Below are 25,864 nucleotides of genomic sequence, written 5' to 3'. Positions count from 1 at the left end.
GCCGCACCCGGGGCGGGGCGCGGTGCGGGAGGGCCCGGCCCGTTACGAGAACATGTGGCTCGCGTAGAGGGCGTACACGGCGGCGCAGCGGCGCATGGCGGCCTCGTCGACGTACTCGCCGGGGCCGTGCGAGACGTCCAGGCGGCCCGCTCCGTAGCCGAAGGCGGGGATGCCGAGCTGCGCGTACCAGCGGGTCTCCAGGATGCCCGCGCACATCTCGAACCGGGCCGGGGCGCCCTGGACGTCGCCGACGACGCGGGCGAGCGCGACGGCCGCCGGATGGTCGCTGCCGGTGCCGGCGGAGGGCTGCAACTGGGTCGTGCGGACCGACACCTCGGCGCCGATCTCGCCGGCGGCGTCCTCGACGATGCCGGTCAGTCGCTTGAGCTCGCCCTCCAGGTCCTCCTCGGGGTTGTAGCGGCCGTCGACGGTGAAGAAGGCCGAGCCGGGCACGACGTTGAAGTTGGAGCCGCCGCCGGACAGCCCGCCGACCACGACCATGGTGCCGGGGGCGTCGGCGGGGTTCATCGGGAGGCCGGTGTGGCGCCCGGCCATCTCGGCGACGTAGCGCTCGACGGGGCGGGCGACGTGCAGCATGTGCTGGAAGGCGTTGACGCCGAGGTCGGCCTGCCCGACGTGGGCCTCGCGGCCCCGGATGTCGACGCGGACGGAGACGGCGCCGCGGGCGGCGTTCCAGATGGCGCCGCCGCTGGGTTCGGCGGTGAGCATGGCCAGCGCGGCCGGGTCGATCAGCCCGGCGGCACGCAGGTGCCCGGCGCCCACGACGCTGCCGGTCTCCTCGTCGCACACCAGGTGCACCACGATCCGCCCGTCGCCCAGCAGCCCCAGGTCCCTGGCGGCCGCGGCGCCGTAGAGCATGCTGACGATGCCGCCCTTCATGTCGGCCGTGCCCCGGCCGACGATCCTCCCGTCGCGGCGTACGGCCGTGAACTGGCCGCGGTCCTGGGCGGGCACCACGTCGAAGTGGCCGTGAAAGTAGACGAGCCTGTCGCCGTCGCCGGCGGTGCCGCGTACGACGCACGGTTCCTCGAGCTCGCCGGACGGGTCGGCGACCTCGATGATCTCCGGGGACAGTCCGAGGTGGTCCATCGCCTCTCCCAGCACCCGCGCGCAGCGGCCCAGCGCGCGGCCGGGCGGGTTCTCGGAGTCGACGGCCACGAGGCGTTCGAGAAGCCCCGCCATCTCCTCGGCCCGTTCGTCCAGCCAGGCCTCGACCCGCGCGGCATCGTTCGTCATGGGCTTCGCCTTTCGGTCGGACGGTGTCATGTCGCGGCTCGCCCCGGAGCCGACTCGCCCCCGGAGCCGGGACGCACACGGCGAAACGCGATCGGCGCAATCCTAGATCGGCGTCGACCTCCGAAGAAGCCGATGCTCCGGAGCAGGCCGCATCCCTGGTCATCGCGGTCGGCGACGGGCCGCGACTCCAGCGGCTGCTCGATGCCCGGCAGGTGGCGACCGCCGAGCCGTTCCGGGCGTTCCCGGCCGCGGTGGTGGGGGGGCGAACCGCCCGTGTCCCGGACTCCGGTGGGCTTCGGGGGTGTTCTCGCGCTTGGCGGCCGGTCAGGATGGCTGAACCTCGTCGAAGAGGGCGAGGGCTTCGGTGGGGTCAGGGCTCACGAGGCGTTCCAGACCGGCTGTCGTGATCTCCGCCCACCTGCCGGCCCGCGCCCACATCCGTTCCTCGAAGGCGCGGACGGCCTCGTCCAGATCGCCGGGGCCCGGGGCGGCGGCGACGGACTCGGCGAGTTCGGCGCCTTCCAGCATCGCGAGGTTCGCGCCCAGTCCCAGCGGGGGCATCAGGTGGGCGGCGTCGCCCAGCAGTGTCACCCCGGGGACGTGGGCCCAGGTGTGGGACACCGGCAGGACGTGGAGGGGGCGGTTGGCGAAGGCGGTGCCGTGGCGGAGGAGGTCGAGGACGGGAGCGGCCCAGCCGTCGAACAGGGCCAGCAGGCTTGAGCGCACCGCCTCGGCGTCGGCCAGGTCCAGGCCCGCGTCCAGGCCTGTGTCCGTGCCCGCGTCCGTGCTTGTGTGCTGGCCTGTGTCCGTGCCCATGTGCCGGTCCGGGTTCGTGTGCCGGTCCAGCGGCGCGCGGAACTGGGCGTACACCTTGACGTGGCCGCCGCTGTTGCGCTGGGCGACGAGGGCGCGGTTCACGCCGTACACGGCCACGGAACCGTCGCCGATCAGCCGGGCGAGGTCGGGGTGGCGGGTGTCGACGTCGTCCAGGGAGGTCTCGACCAGGGTGACGCCGGCGTAGTGCGGTGTCACGGACGAGAGCGCCGGGCGGACCCGGGACCAGGCGCCGTCCGCGCCGACCACGAGGTCGAACGTCTCCTGTCGCCCGTCCGCGAAACGGACCAGCGCGCCGTCCCGGGTCCCCGGCACCACCTCCGTCACGCCCCGCCCCCATCGGACGTCGAGGGGGCCGAGCAGCAGGTCACGGAGTTGCCCCCGGTCGATCTCGGGATTGGCCCGGTCACCCGGACGGGGTCGCCAGTCGCGCAGGACGGTCCCGTCCGTGTCCAGGATGCGCATGGCCTGCCCCTCGGGACGGGACAGCGTCCCGAACTCCGCCAGCAGCCCCGCCTTGCCCAGTGCGAGCTGGCCCATCCCTTCGTGCAGGTCGAGCGTGCCGCCCGGGGGACGGGCGTCGGGGGCGGCATCGCGTTCGAGGACGGTGACCGGGTGACCGTGGCGGTGCAGGACACGGGCGAAGGTGAGGCCGGCGGGGCCACCCCCGACCACGGCGATACGATGTCTCATATCGATACACTGTATTTTACTATTACGATGTATCGCAACAGTACGATGTAACCATGACTGTGTGGGACCGCCCGGAGCCGCCGACTCGCCCCGCGCCGCTCGACCGGGAGCGGATCGTCGCCGCCGCCATCGCGCTGGCCGACGAGGGCGGGCTGGAGGCGGTGTCGCTGCGTAAGGTCGCCGCCCGGCTGGACGCCGGCCCGATGCGGCTGTACGGATACATCTCCACCAAGGAGGAGCTGTTCGACCTCATGGTGGACGAGGTCCACGCCGAGATCCTCCCCGAGGAGCGGCCCGGCGACTGGCGGGAGGCGCTGCGCGGCCACGCCCACCGCACCAGGCGGGCCGTCCTCCGTCACGAGTGGCTGGCCGACCTGCTCGGCGGCCGCCCGGCCCTGGGCCCGAACGCCCTCGCCGTGACCGAGGCCACGCTGACCGCCCTCGACGGCCTCGCCGACCTCGACACCGTCCTGCGCGCCGTGGAGACCGTCAGCGCCTACTTCATCGGCGCGATCAGGCGCGAGATCGCGAACCTGCGGGCCGAGCGCGCCACGGGCCTGTCCGAGCACGACTGGCAGCGCGCCTCCGGCCCGCATGTGACGAGGATGCTGGCCACGGGCCGCTTCCCGGCGCTGGCCAAGGTCGTGTACGAGGGCACGGACGTGGACGCCGAGACGTCCTTCACGACCGGCCTCGACTGGGTCCTCGACGCCGTGGCCGCCAAACTCGCCCGGCCGCCGGCATGAGGCCCAAGACCTTCGGTTGACATCCGTGGCACCGCATGACGCCTTGGCGGTGTCGCGACACCGCCAAGGCGTACGCGATCGTCTCGCCCTTCGCCGCCGAGCTCGGCGGCGAAGGGCGAGACGATCGTGACCCGCCGGCCGGTCACCTAGGCGGCGTCCCACACGCCGGTGGGGGCGATCTCGGCCACCCAGTCCGCGAAGTCGCGGGGCTTGCGGTTCAGGGCACGCTCGACACCGTCGGCCAGCGAGCTGTTGCGGCCGTCGAAGAAGTCGGAGATGAGCGTGGCCAGCGGCTCTGCGAACTCACGCGGGGCACCGTCGTCGACGATCGCGTCGGCGAACCGCTCCCGGGTGATCGGCACGTAGCGGAGCTCGCGGCCCGTCGCCCGGGCGATCTCGCCGGCACCTTCGGCGAAGGTCCACAGGCGGGGGCCTGTCAGCTCGTAGCGCCGCGCCGGTGCACTGAGCCGGGAGCCGGGGGCCGTCGACGAACGTGGCACCGGCCCGTGCCCGCGCCGCCGTTTCGAAAAAAGATTCCGGCCGGCGTGTAGAGGAACGACGGATGACTCCGACTCCTCGGTGAAGGCGCCGGACGGGCGCCGGGACACGAGAGGCAGTGAGATGAGCAAGGTCACGTGTGACATGGGGATGTCCCTTGACGGCTTCGTGGCAGGACCGAACCAGAGCCTGCAGGAACCGCTCGGTGAGGGCGCGAAGGAGTGCCTGCACCGGTGGATGTTCGAAGAGCCCGAGCGGCACACCGCGGTGATCGAGGGCATTACCGAGGCCGGGGCCTTCATCATGGGCCGCAACATGTTCGGCCCGGGCCGCGGCGCCTGGGACCTGGACTGGAGCGGCTGGTGGGGTGAGGAGCCGCCGTACCACGGGCCGGTCTTCGTCCTCACCCACCACCCGCGCGAGCCGTTGACGATGAAGGGTGGCACGACGTTCTTCTTCGTCACCGACGGGATCGAGGCGGCGATGGCCCAGGCGCGCGAGGCCGCCGGCGACCGCGACGTCGCCGTCGCCGGCGGTGCCGAGACGGTGAACCAGTATCTGGCGGCAGGGCTCATCGACGAACTGCGCCTGCACGTCGCGCCCGTGATCCTCGGCAGAGGCGAGCGGCTGCTCGACAACGTCGGGAACATCACTCTCGAACCCATCGGTGAGCCTGCGGGCACCAGCCTCGTCGCCCATCTGGTGTACCGGGTGAACCGGTAGAAGGGTGACGGGCGGGTCGGACGCACCGCTTTCCAACCGCACCACCACCACCGCCGCCGATCGCCCGCGAGCACCTGGCCGTCCGGCTGAGGCCTCGGTCTCGGCGGGCGGCGGATGGTGGAGGCCACCGGGTCGACCCGCCGGCGGATCGACCCGGTGGGACGACGCGGTGTCCGATTCGTTCAAGACGACCGTCCCGCTGCTCGGACATGCTGATGGCATGGAGCAACAGGTGCACTTCATCACCCTGTCAACGCCTGATCTCGACGCCGCCCGCGCGTTCTATCGCGGAGGCCTGGGCTGGACACCGCTTCTGGACGTGCCGGGGGAGATCATCTTCTTCCAGGTGGCCCCCGGGGTGGTCCTGGGGCTGTTCGACGCGGAAAGGTTCGTCGCGGACATGCACGGCACGGCGGCCGACGGCAAGCTGGGGGGCCTCACCCTGTCGGCCAACGTGCCGACGCCCGCCGATGTCGACACCACCGTACGGCGCGCCGTCGAGGCGGGCGGCACGCTCGTGAAGCCTCCCCAGACCGCGAACTTCGGCGGCTACCACGGCCATGTCGCCGACCCCAACGGCGTGATCTGGGAGATCTGCCACAACCCCGGCTGGCGGCTCGACGACAACGGCCAGGTCCACATCGGCCTGGTGGAGGCGGAATAACCACGAGGCGGGGGCCCCGGGCCTTGTTGTCGCATGCGCCCGACCTCGCCAGGCGTGCGGCTCATGAGCGCCGGCGCCGGATCAGTTGCCCGGCCAGGGCCGGCAGGTCGGGTGCGACGAGGCCGGGCTGTGGCAGGGAGGCCGCGGGCAGCGGCGCGTTGCCCGGCCGGGTGACGAGGCCCGCGCCGAGGCCGGCGCTTTGCGCTCCCACCGTGTCCCAGACGTGGGCGGCGACCATGAAGCAGGTGGACGGCGGAACGCGCAGTTCCCGGGCCACCAGGTGGTACACCTGCTGGGCGGGCATCGTCAGCATCGCCTGCCCGATCTCCTCGATGTCGCCGACCATCTTGAGCAGGCCTTGGCCGAGGGTGAGGTACCCCTCGTAGAGGCCGGACAGGGTGATGGTCATCGAGTAGATGAACAGGTGGCCGAGCCATTCGCGCATGATCCGCCTGTCGCCGAAGATCCGTGCCTCGCGCACACCCCTGAGGACGAGGCGGCACATGCCTCCGCGGCCCTCGTCACCAGTCGGCTGCGGCCACGTGGGGCCGGGGCCCGGACGGTGACGTGCCCGAGGAGGCATCCGGCCTTCGCGAGTGCCGTCATACCCCGACGCCAACGGCAGGAAGCTTCGACGACCGTCGCTTCCCCGTGGATAACTTCGAATTCAAAGCATGTACGATCGCGGGATGAGTGAAGCGGCGCCAGGTCTGAGCGCGGAGAAACTTGGTGCGTACTTCGCCCTGGTGGAGGTCAGCAGCCTTCTTCAGTACGCGGTGGACGAGCACCTGCGCGTCGACGGCGACCTCAGCTATGTGCAGTTTCAGCTCCTCGCCCGGCTCGTCGACGCGCCCGAGGGCAAGCTGCGGATGACCGACCTGGCCGACGGTGTCGTGTACAGCCGCAGCGGGCTGACCTATCAGGCGGGCTTGTTGGACAAACGCGGCCTGATCACCCGTTCGCCGTCGCCGGACGACGAGCGCAGTGTCATGGTGGCGGTCACCGACGTCGGCCGCGACCTGGTCGCCCAGGTGCTCCCGGGGCATGTCGACCGCGTCCGGCACCTGTTGTTCGAACCCTTGACCGGCGACGACGTCACCGCCCTCAACGCCGTCCTGGGCCGGGTCCGCGACCACATGCGCGCCGCCCCGCCCCGCTCCGCCAAGCCTCGTGCCCGGCGCAACCAGGCCGGCTGAGGCAGGGGAGAGCGATGGACCGCGCGTTGCTGGCGGACTTTCTCCGGGCTCGCCGGGAGGCACTGCAGCCGGAGGAGGTGGGGCTGCCGCGGGGCGCCCGGCGTCGTACCGGTGGGTTGCGGCGCGAGGAGGTCGCGGTGCTGGCCGGCATGTCGGCCGACTACTACAGCCGGCTTGAGCAGAAGCGCGGCCCGATGCCGTCCGAGCAGATGCTGGCCGCCGTGGCCGGGGCGTTGCGGCTCAGCCCGAGCGAGCGGGAACACCTGTTCGCCCTCGGCGGGCACGCGGCTCCGCGGCGCACCCTGCCGGACGACCAGGTCAGTCCGGCCATCAGGACCATCATGGAGCAGCTCTCGGACACGCCCGCGATGGTGTTCTCCCGGTTCGGTGAGGCGTTGCTGCAGACCCCGGCGGCGGTGGCGCTGTTCGGTGATTACACCCATTTCGACGGCCTGTCGCGCTACCTGGTCTATCGCTGGTTCACCGACCCGGCCCAGCGGGCCGTCTATCCGCCCGAGGACCATGACGTACGCGGCCGGGTCTTCACCGTGGACCTGCGGGCGGCGTACACGAGCGATCCGGCGGGCACCGCCGGGGAGATCGTCGAGGGGCTGCTGGCGGTCAGCCCCGAGTTCGCCGAGGTCTGGCGGCGGCACGAGGTGGACGTCACCCATCACCACGACCTCAAACGCTACCGGCACCCGGAACTGGGCGAGCTGGAGCTGTACAGCCGGCGGCTGGTGGATCCCGACGAGGGCCAGGATCTGCTGGTCTTCATGGCCGAACCCGGATCGCCGAGTGAGGCGAAGCTCCGGCGGCTGATCACCATGGTCGGGGGCGAGGCGTGAGCCGAGCCTGAATCCCTTATCCATGGTCTGTCATACCGTGGATGACGAGAACATTCACCCACCTGCCGTTGTGCGCCACGCTTGAGTGGTCGGACCGGGAAGGCGGTGAGCAACATGGATCGGGAAATACTGGCGCATTTTCGTCGGCAACGCCATGAGGAGGCGGCACCCGGCCGGCCCGGTCACCGAGCCAGCCCGGTCCTGGAGCTCATCATCGAGCACCTGCCGCACTACCCCGCGACGGTGTTCTCCCGGTTTGGCGAGGTGTTACTGCAGACCCGTCCGGCGATCGCCCTGTTCGGCGATTACACCCGGACCGGCGGATCGTCACGTTTTCTGGTCGATCGCTGGTTGAGCGACCCGTCGGCGCGTGAACGCTACCTCCTCGAGGTGGACGTCCCCGTTCGGCACCGCCCGAGGTGCTATCGGCATGTGGCATTGGGCGGGTTGGCACTGTATCGCCACCTGCTGGTCTGTCCGGCGGAGCGCCAGACGCTGCTGGTCTTCACGGCTGTCCCCGGCTCCGCCAGCCACGCCAAGCTCCGTGCTCTGGCCGCCGGCAGCAACGAGGAGAGTTCTGCCGACCGGCGGTAACCCTGGCCGGGAGGGCTGTCGCCCGCCGCATCACACTTGCTTCGAATTCGAAGCGTGCTAGTTTTAGAGTGCTTCGAAATCGAAGCACAACGGATTCAGAAGGACGAGGCTCCCCATGAAGGCAGTGCGTTTCCACGAGTACGGCACCCCCGAGGTCCTGCGCTACGAAGACGTGGACCAGCCGGTCCCCGGCGTCGGCGAGGTCCGGATCCGGGTGGCGGCGACGTCGTTCAACCCGGTCGAGGGCAACATCCGCGCCGGTGTCATGCAGGGCCCCATCCCGATCCGGCTGCCGCACACCCCCGGCATCGACATCGCGGGCACGGTCGACGCGCTCGGCGAGGACGTGACCGGCTTCGACGTCGGTGACCGGGTGATCGGCGCCCTGCCGCTGACCAGCACCGGCGCGGCCGCCGAGTACGTCATCGCCCCGGCCCGGATTCTGGCGGCAGCCCCCACGAGCGTCCCGCTGGTGGACGCCGCCGGAATACCGCTGGTCGGGCTCACCGCGTGGCAGGCGCTGTTCGACCACGCGAAGCTGACCGCCGGCCAGCGGGTGCTGATCAACGGCGCGGGCGGCGCCGTCGGCGGCTACGCGGTGCAGCTGGCCAAGAACGCCGGCGCGTACGTGATCGCCACGACCGGCCCGCGCAGCTCCGAGCAGGCCAAGACGGCCGGCGCCGACGAGATCCACGGCCCCGGGATCCCGGAGCTGTCCGAGCCGGTCGACGTCGTGCTCAACTTCGCCCCGATCGCCCCGGAGCAGATGGCCGCCCTGGCCGCCGTGATCCGGGACGGCGGCGTGCTGGTCAACACCACCGTGTGGATGCCCGCCGCCTCCGACGAGGCCCGCGGCGTACGGGGAATCAATCTTTTCTTCCGTCCCGACGCCGAACAGCTCGCCCAGCTGGCGACCCTGTTCGACGCCGGCGAGCTGCGCCTCGGCGCGACCCGGCGGGTGCCGCTGTCCGGACTGGCGCAGGTGCACGCCGAAGTCGCCACCGCCCCGATCAACGGCAAGATCGTCTTTGTCGCCCCCAGCGCCACCCTCGACTAGAGGAAGGCGATCCGAACCGGCCGGCGGTGCCGTGGAAACCGGCGACGTCCTCAGCGTGAGGACCATCGAAGTCGACGTCACCCTCCGGCGGATCGCCCTCACGCTCGGCGCTCCTCCCGCCGAATCCGAACCTGCCGGGTAGGGCAGGGCGTCAATCGCCGAGGCCCGCGGCCGAGGAAGCGGAGACGAACGCCTCGATGGCGTCCATGTGGTCGGGTTGCAGCCCGCGGCGTGGTGAGGGGGCGATCAGCAGGGCCCGGCCGGTGCGGGTCAGTTCGTCGTGCACGACTCCGCGGGTGGGCACTTCGACATCATCGGTCCAGATGAGGCGTCGTCCTTGGGTGAGGACCTGGCGTGCGGCGGCGAGTTTCGCCGCCTTCGCGGCGGTGGCGGTGAGGTGGTCGGACCAGGCGCGGTCCAGCCGGGGGAGGGCGAACAGTCGCTCCACCTGGTCGGCGTCGGGGCACCAGGTTGAGCACCAGCAGATCTCGACGGTGCCCGCGCGGTGCAGCGTGCGGATGCGGTCGATGAGGGCCGGCGCCCAGCGCATCCGGTACGCCTCACCGGCGGAGGAGGCGTGGCCACCGCGGGGGGCGGCCCCCCAGCCGGGCCGCGAGACGTTGATCACCCCGTCGACGTCGAGCAACCACACCGGCCGGCTCATCAACCTCAAGGCTCCTCGTGCCGGCGGTCGGAGGAGGGGGAGGACACCGCGTTCACGATCCATTTCTTTCGGGGTACGAGGCGAGGCGGCGGTGCGGGGACATCTCGGGGCTGCCGATCTTGGCCGCGACCTGACCGAGGATACGGCCTCAAGCCTTCACCGCCGTCACCCGCAAACCAAGATCGGATGAGACTTCTCCTCGCGCTTCCCGAGCCGCCCGCCACGGTGGGCACCCTCTGCGTGCCCAGCGCGATCATGCCCTCCCGGGGCCGGCGGCTGAGGCCGGTACTGATGTTGTCGTCCTGCTCGCTCCGGCAGCCGCCGGCCGGCGCGGCCGCCACGAGGAGCTGCCAGGAGGAGCTGCGGCGTACGCGGCCCGACCAGCGAGGCGCGCGGGAAACAGCGGGCTGAGCAGCCAAGATGGCGGTATGGGGGAACACGGCAGGCGATGGCTCTTCGCCGATCAGCTCGGGGACCACTTCCTCGACTCCGATGACCAGCCGGTGCTGCTGGTCGAGGCCAGGTCGGCGCTGCGGCGGCGGCGCTACCACCGGCAGAAGGCGCACCTGGTGCTCTCGGCGCTGCGGCACCGGGCGGCCGAGCTGGGCGACCGCGCGCTGTTCCTGCGGACCGCCACCTTCTCCGAGGCTCTCGGCCGGGCCGGCGGCCGGGTCACCGTCTGCGGACCCACCAGCCACGCGGCCGACGCGTTCGTCCGGAGCCGCGCCGAGGTGACCGTCCTGCCCTCGCGCGGGTTCACCAGCACCGCGGAGGAGTTCGCCACCTGGGCCAAGAGCAGGGACGGCCACCGGCTGCTCATGGAGGACTTCTACCGCGACGCCCGGCGCCGCCTGGACGTGCTCATGGACGGCGACGAGCCCGCCGGCGGGCGGTGGAACCTCGACGCGGACAACCGCGAGCCGCCGCCCGCCGGAGGGCTGGACGTGCCCGGCCCGTGGACGGCCGAGGAGGACGAGATCGACGAGCGGGTGCGCCACGACCTCGACCGGTGGGAACGCGACGGCGAGGTGTCCTTCGTCGGGCGCGACGGCCCGCGCATGTTCCCCGCCACCACCGCGGAGGCCCACAGCGCGCTGCGGCGCTTCGTCGGCCACCGGCTGCCCGTCTTCGGCCCGTACCAGGACGCGATGCTCGCCGACGACCCGTTCATGGCGCACAGCATGCTCTCGCCCGCCATCAACCTCGGGCTGCTCGACCCCATGACGTGCGTGCGGGCCGCCGAGGCCGCCTACCGGGCGGGCCAGGCGCCGCTCGCGAGCGTCGAGGGCTACGTGCGGCAGCTCATCGGCTGGCGTGACTACATCTGGCACCTGTACTGGTACTTCGGCGAGGAGTACCGCGACCTCAACCGGCTGTCGGCCCGCGTGGCGCCGCCCGCCTGGTTCGAGGATCTGGACGCCGGCGCCGTCGAGGCGCGCTGCCTGTCGTGGGCGCTCGCCCAGGTGCGCGACACCGGGTTCACCCACCACATCATCCGGCTGATGGTGTTCGGGAACTTCGCGCTCCAGCGGGGGTACGACCCCCTGCGGCTGACCGAGTGGTTCCACCGCTGCTTCGTCGACGGGTACGACTGGGTGATGGTGCCCAACGTGATCGGCATGTCGCAGCACGCCGACGGCGGCATGCTGGCGACGAAACCGTACGCGGCCGGGGGCGCGTACATCAACCGCATGAGCGACTTCTGCGCGCCCTGCCGCTACCGGCCCTCCCGGCGGACCGGCGAGGACGCCTGCCCGTTCACCGCGGGCTACTGGTGGTTCTTCGCCCGCAACCAGGAGTGGCTGGCCGCCAACCCGCGCACGGCCCGCGGCGTGTACGGCATGCGGCGGCTCGACGACCTGGACGAGGTGTGCGCCCAGGAGGCCGCACGCGGCGACGCGCCCCCCTGACCCCGGCATGCCCGGCGGCCGGGCGCGAAGGTGCGCGAGGGCGGGAGGCGGCCGGTCAGCGGCGGGCCGTCGTAGCGCGGCGTGGGCGGGTGGGCCCCAGGTGGCCTTGCCGCCGGGCCGGCCGCGGACGCCGGCGTCGCCGACGAGGATGCCCGCCAGGGCGCGTCCCGCCGCCCATCCGCGGGCCCTGCGCAGGGCCGCGGCGTCCGGAGCCGGCCGGTAGGCCTCATGGAAGCGGCCGGCCGTGCCGTCCGCCGACTCCGTACTGGTCGAGCAGCAGATCCCGCACCAGCTCCGCGGTGATCTCGATCTCGGCGTGGGTCACGCCGGGCAACGGTAGCCGGATGCCGCCCGCCCGTTCCAGCCGCCGGAGAGGAACGGGAAAAGCGGGTCAGGCCTTCTCGGCCGAATGGAGAACATCCAGGTAATGCCGGTTGTACATGATGCCGAGGATGTTCCCGAAGGGGTCGATCACCGAGGCGCCGACGAACCCCTCGCCGAACTCCCGGGGCGGCTCGTGCTCCTCGGCCCCCATGGACAGCAGCCGGTCGAGGGCCTCGGGCACGTCGTCGACGTGCCAGTACGTGACGACCCCGGCCGGGCCGGTCTCCACGTCGTCGGCCAGCTGCTGCGCGTAGCCGCTGTCGAGCAGGCCCAGCTCGTGCTGGTAGTCGCCGAAGCGGAACTCGACGTAGCCGGGCTTGTCGAAGTACGGCTCGACGCCCAGCAGCTCGGTGTACCACTTCTTGGCCGCGTCCAGGTCGGCGGCGTGGAATCTGACGGTGGTAAGTCCTCGTAACACCGGCTCTCCCCTCATCGCCGCGAATACTTGCCGAGGAGGGTAAACGAAAACATCGAAGAGCTTACGGATTTCGTTTTCCGGAAACTCAGTGAAGATCTTGCCGGAGCAGAACTAACCCTTTTACCGGGAATGATATGAATACCCCCGGCAGGGTAGGCCCCGGTCCATGGACGGGGAACGGCAGGGTGGGACCGCCTGGCGCGGTGAGGTCGAAAGAGAGTTCGCCGCCGAAGTGGAGTCGGGGCGGCTGGACCTCCCGCTGCCCGGCGCGGGGGAGACCAGGCGGCGATGGGAGGCGTTGAGCGCCCTGGCCCGGCGGGATCTGTCGCTGGCGCGGCTGTGCGAGGGGCACACCGACGCCGTGGCGATCCTCGCCGAGCTCGCCGGTCCCGCGCCCGCGGCCGGCAGCCGGTGGGGGGTGTGGGCGGCACAGCCTCCAGGCCCGTTCCTCTCGGCGCGTCCCGAGGCGGGAGGGTGGCTGCTGAGCGGGACCAAGCAGTACTGCTCGGGGGCGCGGGTGTGCACCCACGCCCTGGTGACCGCGGAGGCGCCGGACGGCCCCCGGCTGTTCGCCGTGGCGGTCGAGGGCCTGCGGCCGGTGGACGGCAGCTGGCCGGCGACGGGAATGGCGGCCAGCGACACCCTGGACGTCCGCTTCGACGAGGTTCCCGCCGAGCCGGTGGGACCGGTGGACGGATACGTGAGGAGGCCCGGTTTCCACCAGGGCGGCGCGGGCGTGGCCGCCTGCTGGTACGGGGGAGCCAGAGGCGTGGCCGAGACGCTGCTGGCCGCCGCCGCCGAGCGGGATGTCGGCCCGCACGCCCTGGCCCACCTGGGCGCGGTCGACGTGGCGCTGCGGAGCGCCAGGGCCGCCCTGGAGGAGGCGGCCGACGAGATCGACGCCGACCCCCACGACCTCAAGAACGCGGGAAGGACGCGGTCCCTGCGTCTCAAGGCGCTGGTGGAGGCCGTGGCCACCGACGTGATGGGCCGGGTGGGCAGGGCGCTGGGCGCCGGGCCGCTCGGCCACGACGCCGCGCACGGGCGCCGGGTCGCCGACCTCACGGTCTACCTGCGCCAGCACCACGCCGAACGCGATCTCGCCGCGCTGGGGGCCATCGTCGCCGAGCAGGGAGCCGGCTGGTGAGCACCGACCGGACCGAGAGAACCGAGCGAGCCGGCTGGGCCGGCGGAGCCGGGCGGACCGACAGGACCGACCAGGCAGGGAGAACCGGCTGGGCCGACGGGACCGACAGGACCGACAGGACCGACAGGACCGACAGGACCGACAGGACCGACAGGACCGATCAGGCCGAGAGAACCGGCTGGGCCGACGGGACCGACAGGACCGACAGGACCGACAGGACCGACAGGACCGACCAGGCAGGGAGAACCGGCCGGGCCGATCCCGTTCCCAACGCCATCGACGCCCCGGGCACCTCCGAGGCCGAGTGGCGCGCCTGGCCGGGGTTCGGCGCCCTCCCGGAGCTCGCGTACGGCGGCTGGCGCAGCGCGGTGGTGATCGCCGCCCATCCCGACGACGAGGTGCTGGGGCTCGGCGGGCTGCTGTCGCTGCTGGCGGCCTCCGGCGTACGGCTGCGCCTGGTCGCCGTCACCGACGGCGAGGCCTCCCATCCGGGGATCGCCGACGTGGCGGCGCTGGTGGCGCGGCGGGTGGGGGAGACCGGGGCCGCGCTGGCGGCCCTGGGAGCGGGCGGCGTCGAGATCGTACGGCTGGGCATGCCCGACACCGGGCTGGCCGAGCGCGAGGGCGAGCTCGCCGGGGCGTTGAGGCGGGCGGCCTCCGGATTCGAGGTGTGCCTGGCCCCATGGGAGGCGGACGTGCACTCCGACCACGAGGCCGCCGGCCGGGCCGCGGCCTCGGCGGGGCTGCACCCGTACTTCTACCCGATCTGGGCCTGGCACTGGGCCGAGCCCGGGGACGCGCGGCTGCCCTGGGAGCGGGCGCTGCGGATCCCGCTGCCACCGGAGGTCCTGGCCCGCAAGCGGGCGGCCATCGGCTGTTTCGCCAGCCAGCTGGAGCCCCGCGGCGCCGGCCTGGAGGCGGTGCTGCCCCCCGGCATCGTCGCCCACTTCACCCGCGAGCACGAGGTGCTCTTCCGTTGACACCCTCCCCACCTCGGAGGACTTCACGCTGGAGGTATTCGATGACGACCCATCCGGCGACCCTCGGTCCGGAGTACTTCGACGACATGTACGCGGCCTCCTCCGACCCGTGGGGATTCACCTCCCGCTGGTACGAGGAGCGCAAGTACGCCGTCAGCGCCGCGCTGCTGCCCGCGCGACGCTACCGCGACGCCTTCGAGGCGGGCTGCTCCATCGGGGTGTTCACCGCCATGCTCGCCCCGCGCTGCGACCGGCTGCTGGCCTGCGACCTGTCCTCCGTCGCGGTCGCGGCGGCCTCGGAACGCACCGCCGGCCACCCGGGCACGCGGGTGCAGCGGCGCGTCCTGCCCGACGAGTGGCCCGAGCGAGAGGGGCCCTTCGACCTCGTCGTGCTCTCGGAGGTGCTCTACTACTTCGGCGGGGCCGACCTGGAGCGGATGCTGGACCTGACGGTCGCCTCGCTGAGTCCCGGGGGCACCCTGCTCGCGGTGCACTGGAGGCATCCGGTCGCGGAGTACCCGCGCGGCGGCGAGGAGGTGCACCGGGCCCTGGCCGGGCGCGGCGAGCTGACCCGGCTCGTCGACCACCGCGAGCCGGACTTCCTCGCCGAGGTCTACCTGCGCGGTACCGGGGCCCCCTCGGTGGCCGAGTCCGAAGGACTTGTGTGATCCAGGCCGTCGGGGTCGTGGTGCCCGCCCGCGACGAGGAGAAGCTGCTGCCCGCCTGCCTGGCCTCGGTGGACCTGGCCGGGCGCATGGTCCCCGGCGTGGAGGTCCACCTGATCGTCGTCGCCGACACCTGCGCCGACCGTACGGCGTCCCTGGCCGCGCAGGCCGGGGCGACCGTCGTCGAGGGCACCATGACCAACGTCGGGCAGGCGCGGCTGGCGGGCACGCAGGCGTTCCTGCACCGGACCCGGGACCTGGACCCCGCCACCGTCTGGGTCGCCACCACCGACGCCGACACCCTGGTGCCGCCCTGCTGGCTCGGCCGCCAGCTCAGGCACGCCTCCCAGGGGTGGGAGGCCATCGTCGGCACCGTGGTGGTCACCGACTGGTCCGGTTACCCGCCCCTGTGCCGGACCGCCTACGCCGAGGGGTACGCCGCCGGACCCGAGACGAGCGGCACCGGGGCGACCGGACCGAGGACGAGCGGCGGGAACGCGACCGGCACGAAGACGGGCGGTGGGAATGCGACCGGCACCGAGACGGGCGGCGGAAACGCGACCGGCACCGAAACGGGCGGTGAGAACGCGACCGGCGGCGAGGCGGGCGGCGCGCGATGGCATCCGCACGTGCACGGCGCCAACCTCGGTGTCACCGCCGCCGCCTACCTGGCGGTCGGCGGGTTCAGCGCGCTGCCGACCGGTGAGGACGACGCCCTGGTCCAGGCCCTGGAGTCGGCGGGCAAGCGGGTCCTGCGCACCACCGGTGTGAGCGTGGTGACCTCGGCGCGGCGCGACCCCCGGGCACCGGACGGCTTCGGCCACTTCCTCGCCCGGCTCGAACGCGACACCGCCCTCGCCGCGCGCCGGACCTCCGGAAGGACGGCCTGAGCCACCGCTCGCCGTCGCCGGCGCGAGACCGCGCGATGTCGTTCATGCCGAACGTATCGTTCGTACCCTGACGTGCTCGAAAGCACCCTGGCGTGCCGAAAACGCCAGGTCGGCCGGTGCTTCCGGTGTGCGATACTCCCGGTGTGCGCCGTGTCCGGCTCTCCAGAATCGCCAACGTCGCGCTCGTGGTCGTCGTCGGGCTGCTCCTGCTCGCGATCGTGCGGAGCGGCCCCGCCGCGCATCCCCCGGTGCTGGTCCTCCTGGGCGAGCTCGCGGCCGTGGCGCAGGCGGTGGCGCTGTGGTGGCGGCACGCTCACCCGGTGCCGGTGATGGCGGTCACGCTGGCCGGCGGGCTGGTGGTGCACCTGCTCGCGCCGTACGCGCTCTTCCCGGTCGCGGCCCTGGTGGCGATGGGCTCCCTGGCCACCACCCGGCCGCCGAAGGTGTCGCTGCCCGCGCTGGCGGCGCTGCTGGGTCTCACCGCGCTGAACTTCAACGTCGCGCCGGTGGATGACGCGCAGTTCGTGATGCTGTTCCCGGTGGTGATCTGGTCGCTCGGCGAGGCGGTGCGAAACCGGCGGGCGGCGGTGGCGGAGGCGTCCCGCCGGGCGACCGGTGAGGAGCGGGCCCGGATCGCGCACGAGCTGCACGACGTGATCGCGCACAGTGTCTCGGTCATCGTGGTGCAGGCCGCCGCGGCCGACGACGTGTTCGACGAGCGGCCGGACCAGGCTCGCGCGGCGTTGCGGTCGATCGAGGCGACGGGCCGCGACGCGCTCGGCGAGCTGCGCCGGCTGCTGTCCACGGTACGGCCCGAGGGCGGGCCCGCGGATCCGCAGCCGGGGCTGGACCGGCTCGAGGAGCTGGTGGAGCGGCTGCGGGACGCCGGGCTGCAGGTGGTGGTGCGGCGGGAGGGCGTCACCGGTACGCTGCCGGCCGGGATCGACCTGTCCGCGTACCGGATCGTGCAGGAGGCGCTCACCAACACGCTGCGGCACGCCGGGGCGGGGCGGGCGCAGGTGACGGTGCGCGCGTCCGGCGGCCTGCTGGAGCTGGAGATCACGGACGAGGGGCGGGGCGCGGTGTTACCGGGATGCGGGAGCGGGCGCGGCATCGCCGGGATGCGGGAGCGGGCCGCGCTGCTCGGGGGCACGCTGGAGGCAGGCACCCCGCCCGGCGGCGGCTTCCGGGTGCACGCCCGGCTGCCGTTGCCGGATTCGCGATGAGGACCTGAGGGATCGAGATGAACATCCGGGTGCTGGTGACCGACGACCAGGCTCTGATCCGGGGCGGGTTCCGGATGATCCTGGAGGCCCGGGACGATCTGGAGGTGGTCGGTGAGGCCGCCGACGGGCACGAGGCGACGGCGCTGACCGAGAGGCTCCGGCCCGACGTGGTGCTGATGGACGTGCGCATGCCCGGTATGGACGGGCTGGAGGCGACGCGGCGGATCATCGCCTCGGGGAGCGCGGCCCGGGTCATCATCCTGACCACGTACGACCTGGACGAGTCGGTGTTCGCGGCGTTGCGCGCCGGGGCGAGCGCCTTCCTGCTGAAGGACGTGCGGCCGGCGGAGCTGGTGGAGGCGGTGCGGGTGGTGGCGCGCGGGGACGCGGTGCTGGCGCCGTCGGTCACCCGGCGGCTGCTCGACCGGTTCGCCGCCGCGCTGCCCGACGGGGCGGGACCCCCGGACGGGCTGGGGCGGTTGAGCGAGCGGGAGGTGGAGGTGTTGCGGCTGGTGGCACTCGCCCTGTCGAACGCCGAGATCGCCGAACGGCTGGTGCTCACCGAGGCGACCGTCAAGACGCACGTGTCGGCGGTGCTGCGCAAGCTCGGGCTGCGAGACCGGGTACAGGCCGTCGTCATGGCGTACGACCTCGGGCTGGTCCGGCCGCGCCCGCGCTGAGGCCGCGCGGGCCGCGCGGAGTCACACCGGCCCCCCGGACGCGCCGGTCTTCCGGAGCCGTGCCGGGCCCCGGACGCGCGGGTCCTCCGCAACGGCGCCGGACCCCGGACGCGGGGGTTCCTCGCAGCGGCGCCGGGCCTCCGGACGTGCCGGTCTTCCCGGGCGGCGCCGGGCCTCTGGGCGTGCCGGGACGCTGTGCGGTCCTCTTCCGGACGCACTTATACCGGAATCTGATATTTTTACCTTTCCGGCTGGGTTTGTCCCCGGCCGGAAAGTGCTTGTATGACAACTCTTCAAGCTGCCGTACGGCTCGTGAGCGCCGCGGACCGCCCCGTCGTCGAACGGCTCTGGCTCATGTTCCGCCACGACATGGCGGAGTTCCAGGGCGGGCTGCCCGCCCCCGACGCCACCTATCACGGCGACCGGCTACGCCTGGCGTTCGAGGACGACGACTGGGTCGCCTACCTCTTCACCAGCGGGGACCGGCCCGTCGGGTTCTCGTTCGTGCGCGCGCTGTCCGGCCCGGAACGCGTGCTGAACAGCTTCTTCGTGGTACGCGGCGCGCGCCGCTCCGGGATCGGGACGGACCTCGCGCGAGAGGTGATCTCCCGGCATCCCGGCCCCTGGAAGGTCGCCTTCCAGGACTCGAACACGGCGGCCGTCGCGTTCTGGCGGCGCGTCGCCACCGAGATCGCCGGTGACGCGTGGACGGAGGAACGCCGGCCCGTCCCGGACCGGCCCGACGTTCCCCCGGACGTGTGGATCTCCTTCACCCGAGGTCGGGGCGGGTGCCGGGGGAGGGGGCGGGGAAGCGCGTGACCCGCTCCCCCTTCCTCGGAGCACCTTCACCATCGTGGACGGCCCGCCGGGCCCCGCGCCACGGCGGCCTCGTGGTCGTTCACGGCATGGTCGCGGCTCGCCCGGCGAGGACGTCCCCGCGGGCGAGCTCGGTTCCCGGAACCCGCCCTGACGCCCTTGGGCGGGCCGTCGTCCGGCTGGTCCGGGTCCTACTCGGGGCCCGGCTGGATCGCCCGGCCGCCGCCGAACGCCTTCACCCGGCAGTCGTCCTGGATCCTCTCGATGTCGACGTCGGGTCCGGGGACGCTCTCGTACCGCCAGCCGATCGTGTTCGGGTCCGAGCCGGTGGGCGGGACGAGGTGGACGTCGAACCCGTGATCCCGCAGGCATCCGGCCTCGATCCGGACGCTCTCGGCGTAGCGCGGGTTCCGCTTGGGGTCGAGCTCCGGCGGCAGCAGCGGGCGCAGGCTCTCGCACGCCCGCCGAGCGTCCTTCTCCGCCTTCCTGGTCCAGGTGCCCTTGCTCGGCATGCCGTGCTCCTTCAGGCAGCCGGCGTAGGCCAGGCGGTGTTTCCGCACCTCGGCGGCGGTGCTGTCCAGCCGCAGCTGGGGCCGGGGCGCGGGCTTCGCCTCGGCCGGCGCCTCAGCCGGTGCGGGGGCCGGGGCCGGTGCCTCGCTCGGCGTGCCGCTGGGAGCGGGGGCCGCAGGAGCCGCGGGGGCCGAGCCGGGGCCGCCGGCGGGAGCGGGGGCCGGGCCGGGGCCGCCGGTGGCCGCCGTCGCGGCGCCGCAGGCGCCGAGCAGGCCGCAGGCCAGGGCCGCGACGGCGAGCTTCACGGGGGACGGGGTGGAATGTCTCATGCCGGAGAAGGATGGCCGGGTGATGTCAGGAAGTCGTCAGGAACCCTTGGCGATCACGTGAGGCGTTCTCCGGCCGGTGCCTCACCCGGTACGAGGAGCTCTCCTCCGGGATTACCATCGCCGGTTATGGGGTCATATGTCCTGGTCGCCGAGGATGACGTGAAGCAGGCGGAGCTGATCCGGCGCTATCTGGAGCGGGAGGGCCACCGCGTCGTCGTCGTGCACGACGGGCGCGCGGCGCTGGACGCCGCACGCCGCCAGGAGCCGGACCTGCTCGTGCTCGACCTGATGATGCCCAGGGTCGACGGGCTGGACGTGTGCCGCATCCTGCGCGCGGAGTCGGACGTCCTGGTCCTGATGCTGACCGCGCGCTCCACCGAGGACGACCTGCTGCTCGGCCTGGACCTCGGCGCCGACGACTACATGACCAAGCCCTACAGCCCGCGCGAGCTGATGGCGCGCGTCCGCACGCTGCTCAGGCGTGCCCGCGGGGCACCCGCGGGGCCGGGGCCGACGCGCGCGCCGGTGTTGCGGGCCGGAACGCTGGTCGTGGATCCGGACCGGCACGAGGTCAGCGTGGACGACGTGCGCGTCGAGTGCACGCCCGGCGAGTTCGAGGTGCTGGAGCTGCTGGCCACGCAACCCGGGCGGGTGTTCACCCGGGAGCAGATCCTCAGCCACCTTCACGGGTTCGATCGCTACATCACCTCCAGAAGCGTGGACGTGCACGTGATGAACCTGCGCAGGAAGATCGAGCCGGAGCCGCGCAGACCGGTACGGCTGGTCACGGTCTACGGGGTGGGTTACAAGCTGGTCGACGGCGACACCGAGACCACCGAGAGTGCCCAGAGCACGCAGAGCACCGGGACCACGGAGACCGCCGAGGTCGCGAAGGGCTTCGACGATGCGGTCTGACGTGCCGCTGCACCGCAGCCTGCTGCTCCGGCTGCTCGCGGTGTCGGTGCTGGTCTCCGTCTGCTCCATCGCGGCGACCGCCTGGCTGACCGCGCGCAGCACCACCGTGGCGATCGAGCGGGAGCAGGGGCGCGCGCTCGCCGACGACGCCCGTACCTACGACACCCTGCTCGGTTACGCGGCCACCCACCCCGGCTGGGACGGCGCGGAGCGGATCGTACGCCGCCTGGCGGGCGAGACCGGCCGCCGGATCACGCTCACCGACCAGCGGCGCACGCCGCTCCTGGACTCCGGCGCCGGATCGCCCGCGCTGCCCGCCAGACCCGCCGCGGTCGTCGACCCCCTGGCCGTCGACACCGTCCTGGCGGGCGGGGCGGCCTCCGGAGATCACATCGACCTCCGTGCCGTCGGCCCCTACCGGCTGACCGGCCGTGAGCGGGCCGAGCTGCGCTCCGCCGCCCAGCGGCGCGTGGCCTGCCTGCGCGATGGCTTCGGCGCCGCGGTGACGATCACCGACGGCCCCGGCGGGCGTCCCGTGCTCGACACCACCGACGCGCAGCCGTACGCCCGGACCAGGTGCTCCAGCACCGTCCTGGACCGGCCGACGGCCACCGAGCGCAAGGCCCTCGCGGTGCTCGGCAAGCTCGTCAACACCTGCCTGGTCCGGCGGGGCGAGCCCGAGGTGCGGCTCAACCCGGACTTCACCTGGGCACGGGTGCCCGCGCCCGTCGCGCCGGCAACCCGCCCGGCGACGGGCAGGGCCGCGACCGCCGTCCCCGACTGCGTCTCCGGCGGCCGCCGCGAGCAGCTCGCGCCGTACGTCGCGCCGCCCGCACTGCTGTTCATCAGCAGCCGGGGCAGTGGCGCGTCGACCATCTTCGACCTGTCGCCGGCCAACCAGGCCCGCATCGCGGGCATGGCGGCGCTGATCCTGCTGATCACCGTGAGCGCCACCGTCGTCGCGGGCGGCCGCCTGAGCAGGCCGCTGCGGGAGCTGACCGACGCCGTGCGACTCATGGAGGAGGGGAGGACCGCGCGGGTCACGGTGACGGGACGAGACGAGATCTACCGGCTCGCCGTGGCCTTCAACGCCATGTCGGAGCGGCGGGAACGGCTGGAGGAGCTGCGCAGGGCGATGGTCAGCGACATCGCCCACGAGCTGCGGACCCCGCTGAGCAACATCCGAGGCTGGCTGGAGGCGACCGAGGACGGGGTCGTCGCCCCGGATCGGGAGCTGGTGTCGTCCCTGCTGGAGGAGGCCGTGCTGCTCCAGCACGTCATCGACGACCTGCAGGACCTGGCGGTGGCCGACGCGGGCGAGCTGAGGCTGCGCCGGGAACCGGTCGACGTGGCCGACCTGCTCGCCCAGGTCGCCACCGCGCACCGGGGAGGCGCGGAGGCCGCCGGTGTCGCGCTCACCGCCCGGGCCGACGGCGAGCCGCGACTGCTCGCCGATCCCGTGCGGCTACGCCAGGCGGTGGGCAACCTGGTGTCCAACGCGGTACGGCACACCCCGCCGGGCGGCGCCGTCAGCCTGCTCGCCCGCCACGCGGGCGACGACGTGGTGATCGACGTCGCCGACACCGGCGCCGGGATCGCCGCCGAGGACCTGCCCCTGATCTTCGAGAGGTTCTGGCGGGTGGAGAAGTCGCGCAACCGGCGGACCGGGGGCAGCGGGCTCGGCCTGCCCATCGCCCGCAAGCTCGCCGAGGCCCACGGCGGCACGTTGCACGCGACCAGCGTCCCCGGCCGGGGCTCGACCTTCACGATCCGGCTGCCACGGCGCGCCGAACCGGCCTCCCGGTGACCGCGGCGACCGCGGCGACCGCCATGGGCGTCACAGCAGCAGGCGTACCGCGGCGAGCAGCGTGAGTCCCAGTGTGATCCATTCGAAGCGTTTGCGGTCGATGCGGCTGATGACGGCCCGCCCGGTCGCGGCTCCGGCGAGGACCGCCGGGGCGCCCAGCGCGGCGAAGACGAGGGTGGCGGGGGTGATGAGGCCCAGCGCGACGCTGAACGGCACCTTGAAGGCGTTGATCGTCAGGAAGAACCAGGCGCTGGTGCCCAGGAAGCCCAGCATCGGCAGGCCCGCCGCCAGGAAGTAGACGGCCATGATGGGGCCGGCCGCGTTCGCCGTCATGGTGGCGAAACCGGCGAAGACGCCCGCGAGGGCGGCCACCGAACGGCGGTGGGCCAGCGAGTCCTCCGGCGCCCGGCGCCGGTTCCACAGGTGAACGGCGATGATCACGATCAGGATCGCCCCGATGAGCCGTCTCATCTGCGCGTCGTCGACCCAGCGCACCACCACGGCGCCGGCGACCACGCCCAGGGCGACCCACGGGAACAGCCTGATCAGCCTCGGCCAGTCGGCGTGATGCCGGTAGGAGGCCACGGCGACCAGGTCGCCGACGAGCAGGAGCGGCAGCAGCGTGCCGGTGGACTCCTTGGTCGGCAGCACGAGCGCGAACAGGGCGATCGCCACCGTCCCGGCACCGGAGACGCCGGTCTTGGAGAAGCCCACCAGGAACAGGGCGGCCAGCAGGATGACCCACTGGACGACGTCGAGGGAGGGCATCAGCCTCGCCGGCGGGAGGAAGCGGGAGATGAGGTCACAGATGACCGTACATGATGCTTCAACCGGCGAATCCCCTGGCCGGGCTCCCGATGTCCTCCGGCGGGGGCACCGACGGCTTCACCACGCCGCGACCGACGGCTTCACCGCCTCGGGGCCTGTGTCGAGGGCCGGGCCGGCGTGGCGCGCCCGGCGTCGCTCGCCGCACCCCCGCCCGCCGCCGCCTCACCCGGCGTCGAGGCAGCCGTGTGGCACGCGCCCCGGCCGTCGGCGCGTACGACGATCCGGCCCGCCTCGACGCGGACGGCGGCCTCGGTCGCGTCGCTGACGGCCAGGACGCCGGCCGCCGCGGCCAGGGCACCCGAGTCGTCGAACACCACCTGCAGGCGCGGCCACGCCGAGGGCGGGAAGGCCTGGCGCAGGCAGCCGCAGAGGTCGGCGACGGCCAGCCGGGCCAGCGGCGCCAGCTCGCCGGGGTCGCCGGTGACCAGGACGGCGGTGATCGCGGCACCGGCCGGCGCGGCCCGTACCGCCTCCTCGACGGCCTCGAGCCGGTGCAGGCCGAGGATCGCCACCACGCCGTCGCCGCTGTCGCCGGTGAGCCGCGCGGGCTCGCCGCGTACCGCGTCCAGCGCCGGTGGCGGGGACCACGCCTCGTCGGCGGGCCTGGCCCGCGGGATCCACGGTGTGTAGGGCCACCTGTCGTCGAGGTCGAGGCCGGCGAGCTGCTCGCAGGCGCCGACGATGGCGAAGGGGTCGGTGAAGCCGGGGGCGGCGGCGGCCAGCTGGCTCGCGCCGTGCAGGGTGGTGAGCGCGGCCTCGGCCAGGCGCACCAGGCGGCCGTCGGGGGTGGCGGGCGGGCGCAGGCGCTCCAGGGCGAGGCCGAGCAGGATCGCGTCGAGCCTCATCAGCTGCGCGAACGGCAGCCGGGTCCGCTCGTCGGCGAGAATCTCCGGCAGCAGGTCCACGCCGATCCTGGCCAGGGCGTTCGGCTCGTCGGTGGTCATGGGCAGCCGGGCCAGCCAGGCGCGGGCGAGCGCGCCGAGCGCCTCGCGGGGGGTGAGGCCCGGCTCCGGGTTCGGCGGCCGGGGAGCGCGCTCGGCGAGGTCGGCCAGGACCGTGAAGTACAGGGCCCGCTTGCCGGGGAAGTTGGAGTAGACCGCGCCGCGGGTGAGCTCGGCACGCTCGGCGATGGCGTCGATCTTCGCGTCGCGAAAGCCGCGCTCGGCGAACTCCCGCAGGGCCGCGGCCAGCACCTTGGCACGGTTGCGCTCCTGCAGCTGCGCCCTGCTGAGCCGGCTCATCGCCCTCCTCGTCGTCGCGTTGCCGTCGATCCCGATCCAAGATACCGTGACCACTCAGATGATCTCATCATCTGTTCACATCATCTGAAATTCGGGAGAGACCCCATGGCCGCCGCCGACCAGGACGTGAGTGACGTTCCCGAGATTCCCGAGATTCCCGAGGTTCCCGAGATCCGTCTCACCGACGCCGAGGTGCTGCGCGACCCCTTCACCGCGTACGGGCGCGCCAGGGAGGTCTCGCCGCTGGCACGGCTGGTGGCCCCGGGCTTCGGCCCGATGCTGGCCCTCACCCGGCACGAGGACGTCAGGGCGATGCTGAGCGACCCGCGCTTCGAGATCAACGCCTCCAGCTTCATGCGGCCCGACGTGCCCGAGGACTGCCTGCCCTACATGCGGACCATGAGCGAGATGGACGGGCCCGAGCACCTGCGGCTGCGCAGGCTGGTGTCGCCGGCGTTCAGCGCGCGCCGCGCCGCCGAGTTCCGGCCCCGGATCGAGCCCATCGTCGACGCCCTGCTCGACGGCCTGCCCGGCCGGGCCGAGGACGGCGTGGTGGACCTGCTGGGTCACTTCGCCCGGCCGCTGCCGATGGACGTCATCTGCGAGCTGGTCGGCATCCCCGGCGCCGACCGCCCGCGCTGGCGCGAGTACGGCGCCACCGTCGTGGGAGGCGGCGGCCAGAGGTTCGCCGAGGCCATCCCGGGCATCATGGAAGGCGCCAGGGCGGCGGTCGCGCGCCGGCGCGCCGAACCCGGCGACGACCTGCTGTCGGACCTCATCCGCGCCCAGGCCGACGACGGGGACCGGCTCGGCGACACCGAGCTGGTCACCATGGTCTGGCACCTGGTCCTGGCGGGGCAGACGCCCACGAATCTCATCGCCAACGCGGTGGAGGTCCTGCTCACCCACCCCGGCCACCTGGCCGCGCTGCGCGGGGACGCCGGGCTCATGCCGCGCGCCGTCGAGGAGCTGACGCGCTGGTGCGGCCCGACGCTGCTGTCGATCCCCCGCTACGCGCGCGAGGACGTCGAGCTGCACGGCACGCTGGTGCGCGAGGGCGAGCCCGTCACCGCCGCGATCGCCGCCGCCAACCGCGACCCGCGCGCGTTCGCCGACCCCGACCTGCTCGACCTGGGCCGTCCCCCCGGCTCGGCGGGGCACCTCGGGTTCGCCCACGGGCCGCACTTCTGCCTGGGGGCCTCGCTGGCGCGCGTGCAGACCGAGGTCGCGCTCACGGCGCTGCTGCGCCGCTTTCCCGGCCTGGCCCTGGCCCCGGAGAACGCGGGACGCGCGCCCGACCCGGGCACCTGGCGCCTGGCGTCGCTGCTCGTGACCCTCTGACCC

General features: G+C 73.1%; 28 protein-coding genes. 19 read left to right on the top strand and 9 right to left on the bottom strand.

All coding sequences use genetic code 11. From position 1 onward, the window contains the following. Nucleotides 1–42: 42 nt before the first annotated feature. Nucleotides 43–1,257 carry a M20 family metallopeptidase gene (locus AC5L38_RS21610; RefSeq protein ID WP_495244627.1) on the bottom strand — a complete coding sequence of 405 codons (1,215 nt, stop codon included), beginning with the start codon at nt 1,255–1,257 and terminating at the stop codon, nt 43–45. Nucleotides 1,258–1,581: 324 nt separating this feature from the next. Continuing rightward, nucleotides 1,582–2,784 (bottom strand): FAD-dependent oxidoreductase, encoded by a 1,203-nt coding sequence (locus tag AC5L38_RS21605; protein ID WP_495244626.1) that lies wholly within the window; start codon nt 2,782–2,784, stop codon nt 1,582–1,584. Between the two features lie 53 nt (nt 2,785–2,837). Between AC5L38_RS21605 and AC5L38_RS21600 the strand changes: the two genes are divergently transcribed. Continuing rightward, nucleotides 2,838–3,530, top strand: a complete 693-nt coding sequence (locus AC5L38_RS21600) for a TetR/AcrR family transcriptional regulator (protein ID WP_495244625.1) — start codon at nt 2,838–2,840, stop codon at nt 3,528–3,530. A gap of 146 nt (nt 3,531–3,676) precedes the next feature. On the opposite strand, the gene AC5L38_RS21595 is transcribed toward AC5L38_RS21600, so the two are convergent. Continuing rightward, nucleotides 3,677–4,030 (bottom strand): hypothetical protein, encoded by a 354-nt coding sequence (locus AC5L38_RS21595; RefSeq protein WP_495244624.1) that lies wholly within the window; start codon nt 4,028–4,030, stop codon nt 3,677–3,679. Nucleotides 4,031–4,151: 121 nt separating this feature from the next. Between AC5L38_RS21595 and AC5L38_RS21590 the strand changes: the two genes are divergently transcribed. Next, nucleotides 4,152–4,751 (top strand): dihydrofolate reductase family protein, encoded by a 600-nt coding sequence (locus AC5L38_RS21590; protein WP_495244623.1) that lies wholly within the window; start codon nt 4,152–4,154, stop codon nt 4,749–4,751. 220 nt (nt 4,752–4,971) lie between these two features. After that, nucleotides 4,972–5,415 (top strand): VOC family protein, encoded by a 444-nt coding sequence (locus AC5L38_RS21585; RefSeq protein WP_495244622.1) that lies wholly within the window; start codon nt 4,972–4,974, stop codon nt 5,413–5,415. A gap of 61 nt (nt 5,416–5,476) precedes the next feature. On the opposite strand, the gene AC5L38_RS21580 is transcribed toward AC5L38_RS21585, so the two are convergent. Then, nucleotides 5,477–5,896 carry an HAD family hydrolase gene (locus AC5L38_RS21580; RefSeq protein ID WP_495244621.1) on the bottom strand — a complete coding sequence of 140 codons (420 nt, stop codon included), beginning with the start codon at nt 5,894–5,896 and terminating at the stop codon, nt 5,477–5,479. A gap of 208 nt (nt 5,897–6,104) precedes the next feature. Here AC5L38_RS21580 and AC5L38_RS21575 point away from each other — a divergent pair, with 208 nt between their 5' ends. From AC5L38_RS21575 to AC5L38_RS21560, 4 genes are all read left to right on the top strand, one after another. Next, a complete protein-coding gene (locus AC5L38_RS21575; RefSeq protein WP_495244620.1) occupies nt 6,105–6,611 on the top strand; it encodes a MarR family winged helix-turn-helix transcriptional regulator in 507 nt (168 codons plus the stop codon). 14 nt (nt 6,612–6,625) lie between these two features. Further along, on the top strand, nt 6,626–7,459 hold the full coding sequence (locus AC5L38_RS21570) for a helix-turn-helix transcriptional regulator (protein WP_495244619.1): 834 nt from the start codon (nt 6,626–6,628) through the stop codon (nt 7,457–7,459). 114 nt (nt 7,460–7,573) lie between these two features. Then, on the top strand, nt 7,574–8,053 hold the full coding sequence (locus tag AC5L38_RS21565) for an MmyB family transcriptional regulator (protein ID WP_495244845.1): 480 nt from the start codon (nt 7,574–7,576) through the stop codon (nt 8,051–8,053). Nucleotides 8,054–8,168: 115 nt separating this feature from the next. Then, a complete protein-coding gene (locus AC5L38_RS21560; protein WP_495244618.1) occupies nt 8,169–9,110 on the top strand; it encodes an NADP-dependent oxidoreductase in 942 nt (313 codons plus the stop codon). Between the two features lie 151 nt (nt 9,111–9,261). On the opposite strand, the gene AC5L38_RS21555 is transcribed toward AC5L38_RS21560, so the two are convergent. Continuing rightward, the gene (locus tag AC5L38_RS21555; protein ID WP_495244617.1) at nt 9,262–9,774 is read right to left on the bottom strand and encodes an HAD domain-containing protein; all 513 of its coding nucleotides are present in this window, start codon (nt 9,772–9,774) and stop codon (nt 9,262–9,264) included. Between the two features lie 186 nt (nt 9,775–9,960). Here AC5L38_RS21555 and AC5L38_RS21550 point away from each other — a divergent pair, with 186 nt between their 5' ends. Both AC5L38_RS21550 and AC5L38_RS21545 read left to right on the top strand, forming a co-directional pair. Next, nucleotides 9,961–10,185: a hypothetical protein gene (locus AC5L38_RS21550; protein ID WP_495244616.1), complete on the top strand. Its 225-nt coding sequence runs from the start codon at nt 9,961–9,963 to the stop codon at nt 10,183–10,185. Nucleotides 10,186–10,202: 17 nt separating this feature from the next. Continuing rightward, nucleotides 10,203–11,684, top strand: a complete 1,482-nt coding sequence (locus tag AC5L38_RS21545; RefSeq protein WP_495244615.1) for a cryptochrome/photolyase family protein — start codon at nt 10,203–10,205, stop codon at nt 11,682–11,684. A 391-nt stretch (nt 11,685–12,075) separates the two neighbouring features. Here the strand turns inward: AC5L38_RS21545 and AC5L38_RS21540 are convergent, their stop codons facing one another. Next, entirely contained in the window at nt 12,076–12,486 is a 411-nt protein-coding gene (locus tag AC5L38_RS21540; RefSeq protein WP_495244614.1) for a VOC family protein, read from the bottom strand. A 166-nt stretch (nt 12,487–12,652) separates the two neighbouring features. On the opposite strand from AC5L38_RS21540, the gene AC5L38_RS21535 reads away from it, so the two are divergent. The 7 genes from AC5L38_RS21535 to AC5L38_RS21505 all read left to right on the top strand — a co-directional run bounded on the left by AC5L38_RS21535 (nt 12,653) and on the right by AC5L38_RS21505 (nt 18,893). Then, nucleotides 12,653–13,633, top strand: coding sequence for an acyl-CoA dehydrogenase family protein (locus tag AC5L38_RS21535; protein ID WP_495244613.1), 981 nt, complete (start codon nt 12,653–12,655; stop codon nt 13,631–13,633). Further along, the gene (locus AC5L38_RS21530) at nt 13,630–14,613 is read left to right on the top strand and encodes a PIG-L deacetylase family protein (protein WP_495244612.1); all 984 of its coding nucleotides are present in this window, start codon (nt 13,630–13,632) and stop codon (nt 14,611–14,613) included. The genes AC5L38_RS21535 and AC5L38_RS21530 overlap by 4 nt, the downstream gene beginning before the upstream one ends. 41 nt (nt 14,614–14,654) lie before the next feature. Continuing rightward, on the top strand, nt 14,655–15,281 hold the full coding sequence (locus tag AC5L38_RS21525) for a class I SAM-dependent DNA methyltransferase (protein WP_495244611.1): 627 nt from the start codon (nt 14,655–14,657) through the stop codon (nt 15,279–15,281). Beyond that, nucleotides 15,278–16,168: a glycosyltransferase family 2 protein gene (locus AC5L38_RS21520; protein ID WP_495244610.1), complete on the top strand. Its 891-nt coding sequence runs from the start codon at nt 15,278–15,280 to the stop codon at nt 16,166–16,168. Before AC5L38_RS21525 ends, AC5L38_RS21520 begins: the two co-directional genes overlap by 4 nt. Before the next feature lie 143 nt (nt 16,169–16,311). Beyond that, a complete protein-coding gene (locus AC5L38_RS21515; RefSeq protein WP_495244609.1) occupies nt 16,312–17,394 on the top strand; it encodes a sensor histidine kinase in 1,083 nt (360 codons plus the stop codon). A gap of 17 nt (nt 17,395–17,411) precedes the next feature. Beyond that, on the top strand, nt 17,412–18,074 hold the full coding sequence (locus AC5L38_RS21510) for a response regulator (protein WP_495244608.1): 663 nt from the start codon (nt 17,412–17,414) through the stop codon (nt 18,072–18,074). Nucleotides 18,075–18,356: 282 nt separating this feature from the next. Next, nucleotides 18,357–18,893, top strand: coding sequence for a GNAT family N-acetyltransferase (locus AC5L38_RS21505; RefSeq protein ID WP_495244607.1), 537 nt, complete (start codon nt 18,357–18,359; stop codon nt 18,891–18,893). Nucleotides 18,894–19,081: 188 nt separating this feature from the next. Here the strand turns inward: AC5L38_RS21505 and AC5L38_RS21500 are convergent, their stop codons facing one another. Beyond that, nucleotides 19,082–19,729 (bottom strand): hypothetical protein, encoded by a 648-nt coding sequence (locus tag AC5L38_RS21500; protein WP_495244606.1) that lies wholly within the window; start codon nt 19,727–19,729, stop codon nt 19,082–19,084. 126 nt (nt 19,730–19,855) lie between these two features. Between AC5L38_RS21500 and AC5L38_RS21495 the strand changes: the two genes are divergently transcribed. Continuing rightward, nucleotides 19,856–20,644: a response regulator transcription factor gene (locus AC5L38_RS21495; protein ID WP_495244605.1), complete on the top strand. Its 789-nt coding sequence runs from the start codon at nt 19,856–19,858 to the stop codon at nt 20,642–20,644. Next, the gene (locus AC5L38_RS21490; RefSeq protein ID WP_495244604.1) at nt 20,634–22,451 is read left to right on the top strand and encodes a sensor histidine kinase; all 1,818 of its coding nucleotides are present in this window, start codon (nt 20,634–20,636) and stop codon (nt 22,449–22,451) included. The genes AC5L38_RS21495 and AC5L38_RS21490 overlap by 11 nt, the downstream gene beginning before the upstream one ends. Before the next feature lie 30 nt (nt 22,452–22,481). Here the strand turns inward: AC5L38_RS21490 and AC5L38_RS21485 are convergent, their stop codons facing one another. After that, entirely contained in the window at nt 22,482–23,219 is a 738-nt protein-coding gene (locus tag AC5L38_RS21485; protein ID WP_495244603.1) for a sulfite exporter TauE/SafE family protein, read from the bottom strand. Between the two features lie 140 nt (nt 23,220–23,359). Continuing rightward, on the bottom strand, nt 23,360–24,520 hold the full coding sequence (locus AC5L38_RS21480) for a TetR/AcrR family transcriptional regulator (RefSeq protein ID WP_495244844.1): 1,161 nt from the start codon (nt 24,518–24,520) through the stop codon (nt 23,360–23,362). 105 nt (nt 24,521–24,625) lie between these two features. Here AC5L38_RS21480 and AC5L38_RS21475 point away from each other — a divergent pair, with 105 nt between their 5' ends. Next, the gene (locus AC5L38_RS21475) at nt 24,626–25,861 is read left to right on the top strand and encodes a cytochrome P450 family protein (RefSeq protein ID WP_495244602.1); all 1,236 of its coding nucleotides are present in this window, start codon (nt 24,626–24,628) and stop codon (nt 25,859–25,861) included. Nucleotides 25,862–25,864 lie beyond the last annotated feature (3 nt).

Source organism: Streptosporangium nanhuense, assembly GCF_059358815.1.
Note: the sequence above shows the minus strand (reverse complement) of the source record. Positions and strands in the feature narration are given on the sequence as shown.

Bases quoted from the DNA above. Each gene is read 5' to 3' on its own strand.
- AC5L38_RS21610 (WP_495244627.1), bottom strand. From the start codon at position 1,257: ATGACGAACGATGCCGCGCGGGTCGAGGCCTGGCTGGACGAACGGGCC.
- AC5L38_RS21605 (WP_495244626.1), bottom strand. From the start codon at position 2,784: ATGAGACATCGTATCGCCGTGGTCGGGGGTGGCCCCGCCGGCCTCACC.
- AC5L38_RS21600 (WP_495244625.1), top strand. From the start codon at position 2,838: ATGACTGTGTGGGACCGCCCGGAGCCGCCGACTCGCCCCGCGCCGCTC.
- AC5L38_RS21590 (WP_495244623.1), top strand. From the start codon at position 4,152: ATGAGCAAGGTCACGTGTGACATGGGGATGTCCCTTGACGGCTTCGTG.
- AC5L38_RS21585 (WP_495244622.1), top strand. From the start codon at position 4,972: ATGGAGCAACAGGTGCACTTCATCACCCTGTCAACGCCTGATCTCGAC.
- AC5L38_RS21575 (WP_495244620.1), top strand. From the start codon at position 6,105: ATGAGTGAAGCGGCGCCAGGTCTGAGCGCGGAGAAACTTGGTGCGTAC.
- AC5L38_RS21570 (WP_495244619.1), top strand. From the start codon at position 6,626: ATGGACCGCGCGTTGCTGGCGGACTTTCTCCGGGCTCGCCGGGAGGCA.
- AC5L38_RS21565 (WP_495244845.1), top strand. From the start codon at position 7,574: ATGGATCGGGAAATACTGGCGCATTTTCGTCGGCAACGCCATGAGGAG.
- AC5L38_RS21560 (WP_495244618.1), top strand. From the start codon at position 8,169: ATGAAGGCAGTGCGTTTCCACGAGTACGGCACCCCCGAGGTCCTGCGC.
- AC5L38_RS21555 (WP_495244617.1), bottom strand. From the start codon at position 9,774: ATGAGCCGGCCGGTGTGGTTGCTCGACGTCGACGGGGTGATCAACGTC.
- AC5L38_RS21550 (WP_495244616.1), top strand. From the start codon at position 9,961: ATGAGACTTCTCCTCGCGCTTCCCGAGCCGCCCGCCACGGTGGGCACC.
- AC5L38_RS21545 (WP_495244615.1), top strand. From the start codon at position 10,203: ATGGGGGAACACGGCAGGCGATGGCTCTTCGCCGATCAGCTCGGGGAC.
- AC5L38_RS21535 (WP_495244613.1), top strand. From the start codon at position 12,653: ATGGACGGGGAACGGCAGGGTGGGACCGCCTGGCGCGGTGAGGTCGAA.
- AC5L38_RS21525 (WP_495244611.1), top strand. From the start codon at position 14,655: ATGACGACCCATCCGGCGACCCTCGGTCCGGAGTACTTCGACGACATG.
- AC5L38_RS21510 (WP_495244608.1), top strand. From the start codon at position 17,412: ATGAACATCCGGGTGCTGGTGACCGACGACCAGGCTCTGATCCGGGGC.
- AC5L38_RS21505 (WP_495244607.1), top strand. From the start codon at position 18,357: ATGACAACTCTTCAAGCTGCCGTACGGCTCGTGAGCGCCGCGGACCGC.
- AC5L38_RS21500 (WP_495244606.1), bottom strand. From the start codon at position 19,729: ATGAGACATTCCACCCCGTCCCCCGTGAAGCTCGCCGTCGCGGCCCTG.
- AC5L38_RS21495 (WP_495244605.1), top strand. From the start codon at position 19,856: ATGGGGTCATATGTCCTGGTCGCCGAGGATGACGTGAAGCAGGCGGAG.
- AC5L38_RS21490 (WP_495244604.1), top strand. From the start codon at position 20,634: ATGCGGTCTGACGTGCCGCTGCACCGCAGCCTGCTGCTCCGGCTGCTC.
- AC5L38_RS21485 (WP_495244603.1), bottom strand. From the start codon at position 23,219: ATGCCCTCCCTCGACGTCGTCCAGTGGGTCATCCTGCTGGCCGCCCTG.
- AC5L38_RS21480 (WP_495244844.1), bottom strand. From the start codon at position 24,520: ATGAGCCGGCTCAGCAGGGCGCAGCTGCAGGAGCGCAACCGTGCCAAG.
- AC5L38_RS21475 (WP_495244602.1), top strand. From the start codon at position 24,626: ATGGCCGCCGCCGACCAGGACGTGAGTGACGTTCCCGAGATTCCCGAG.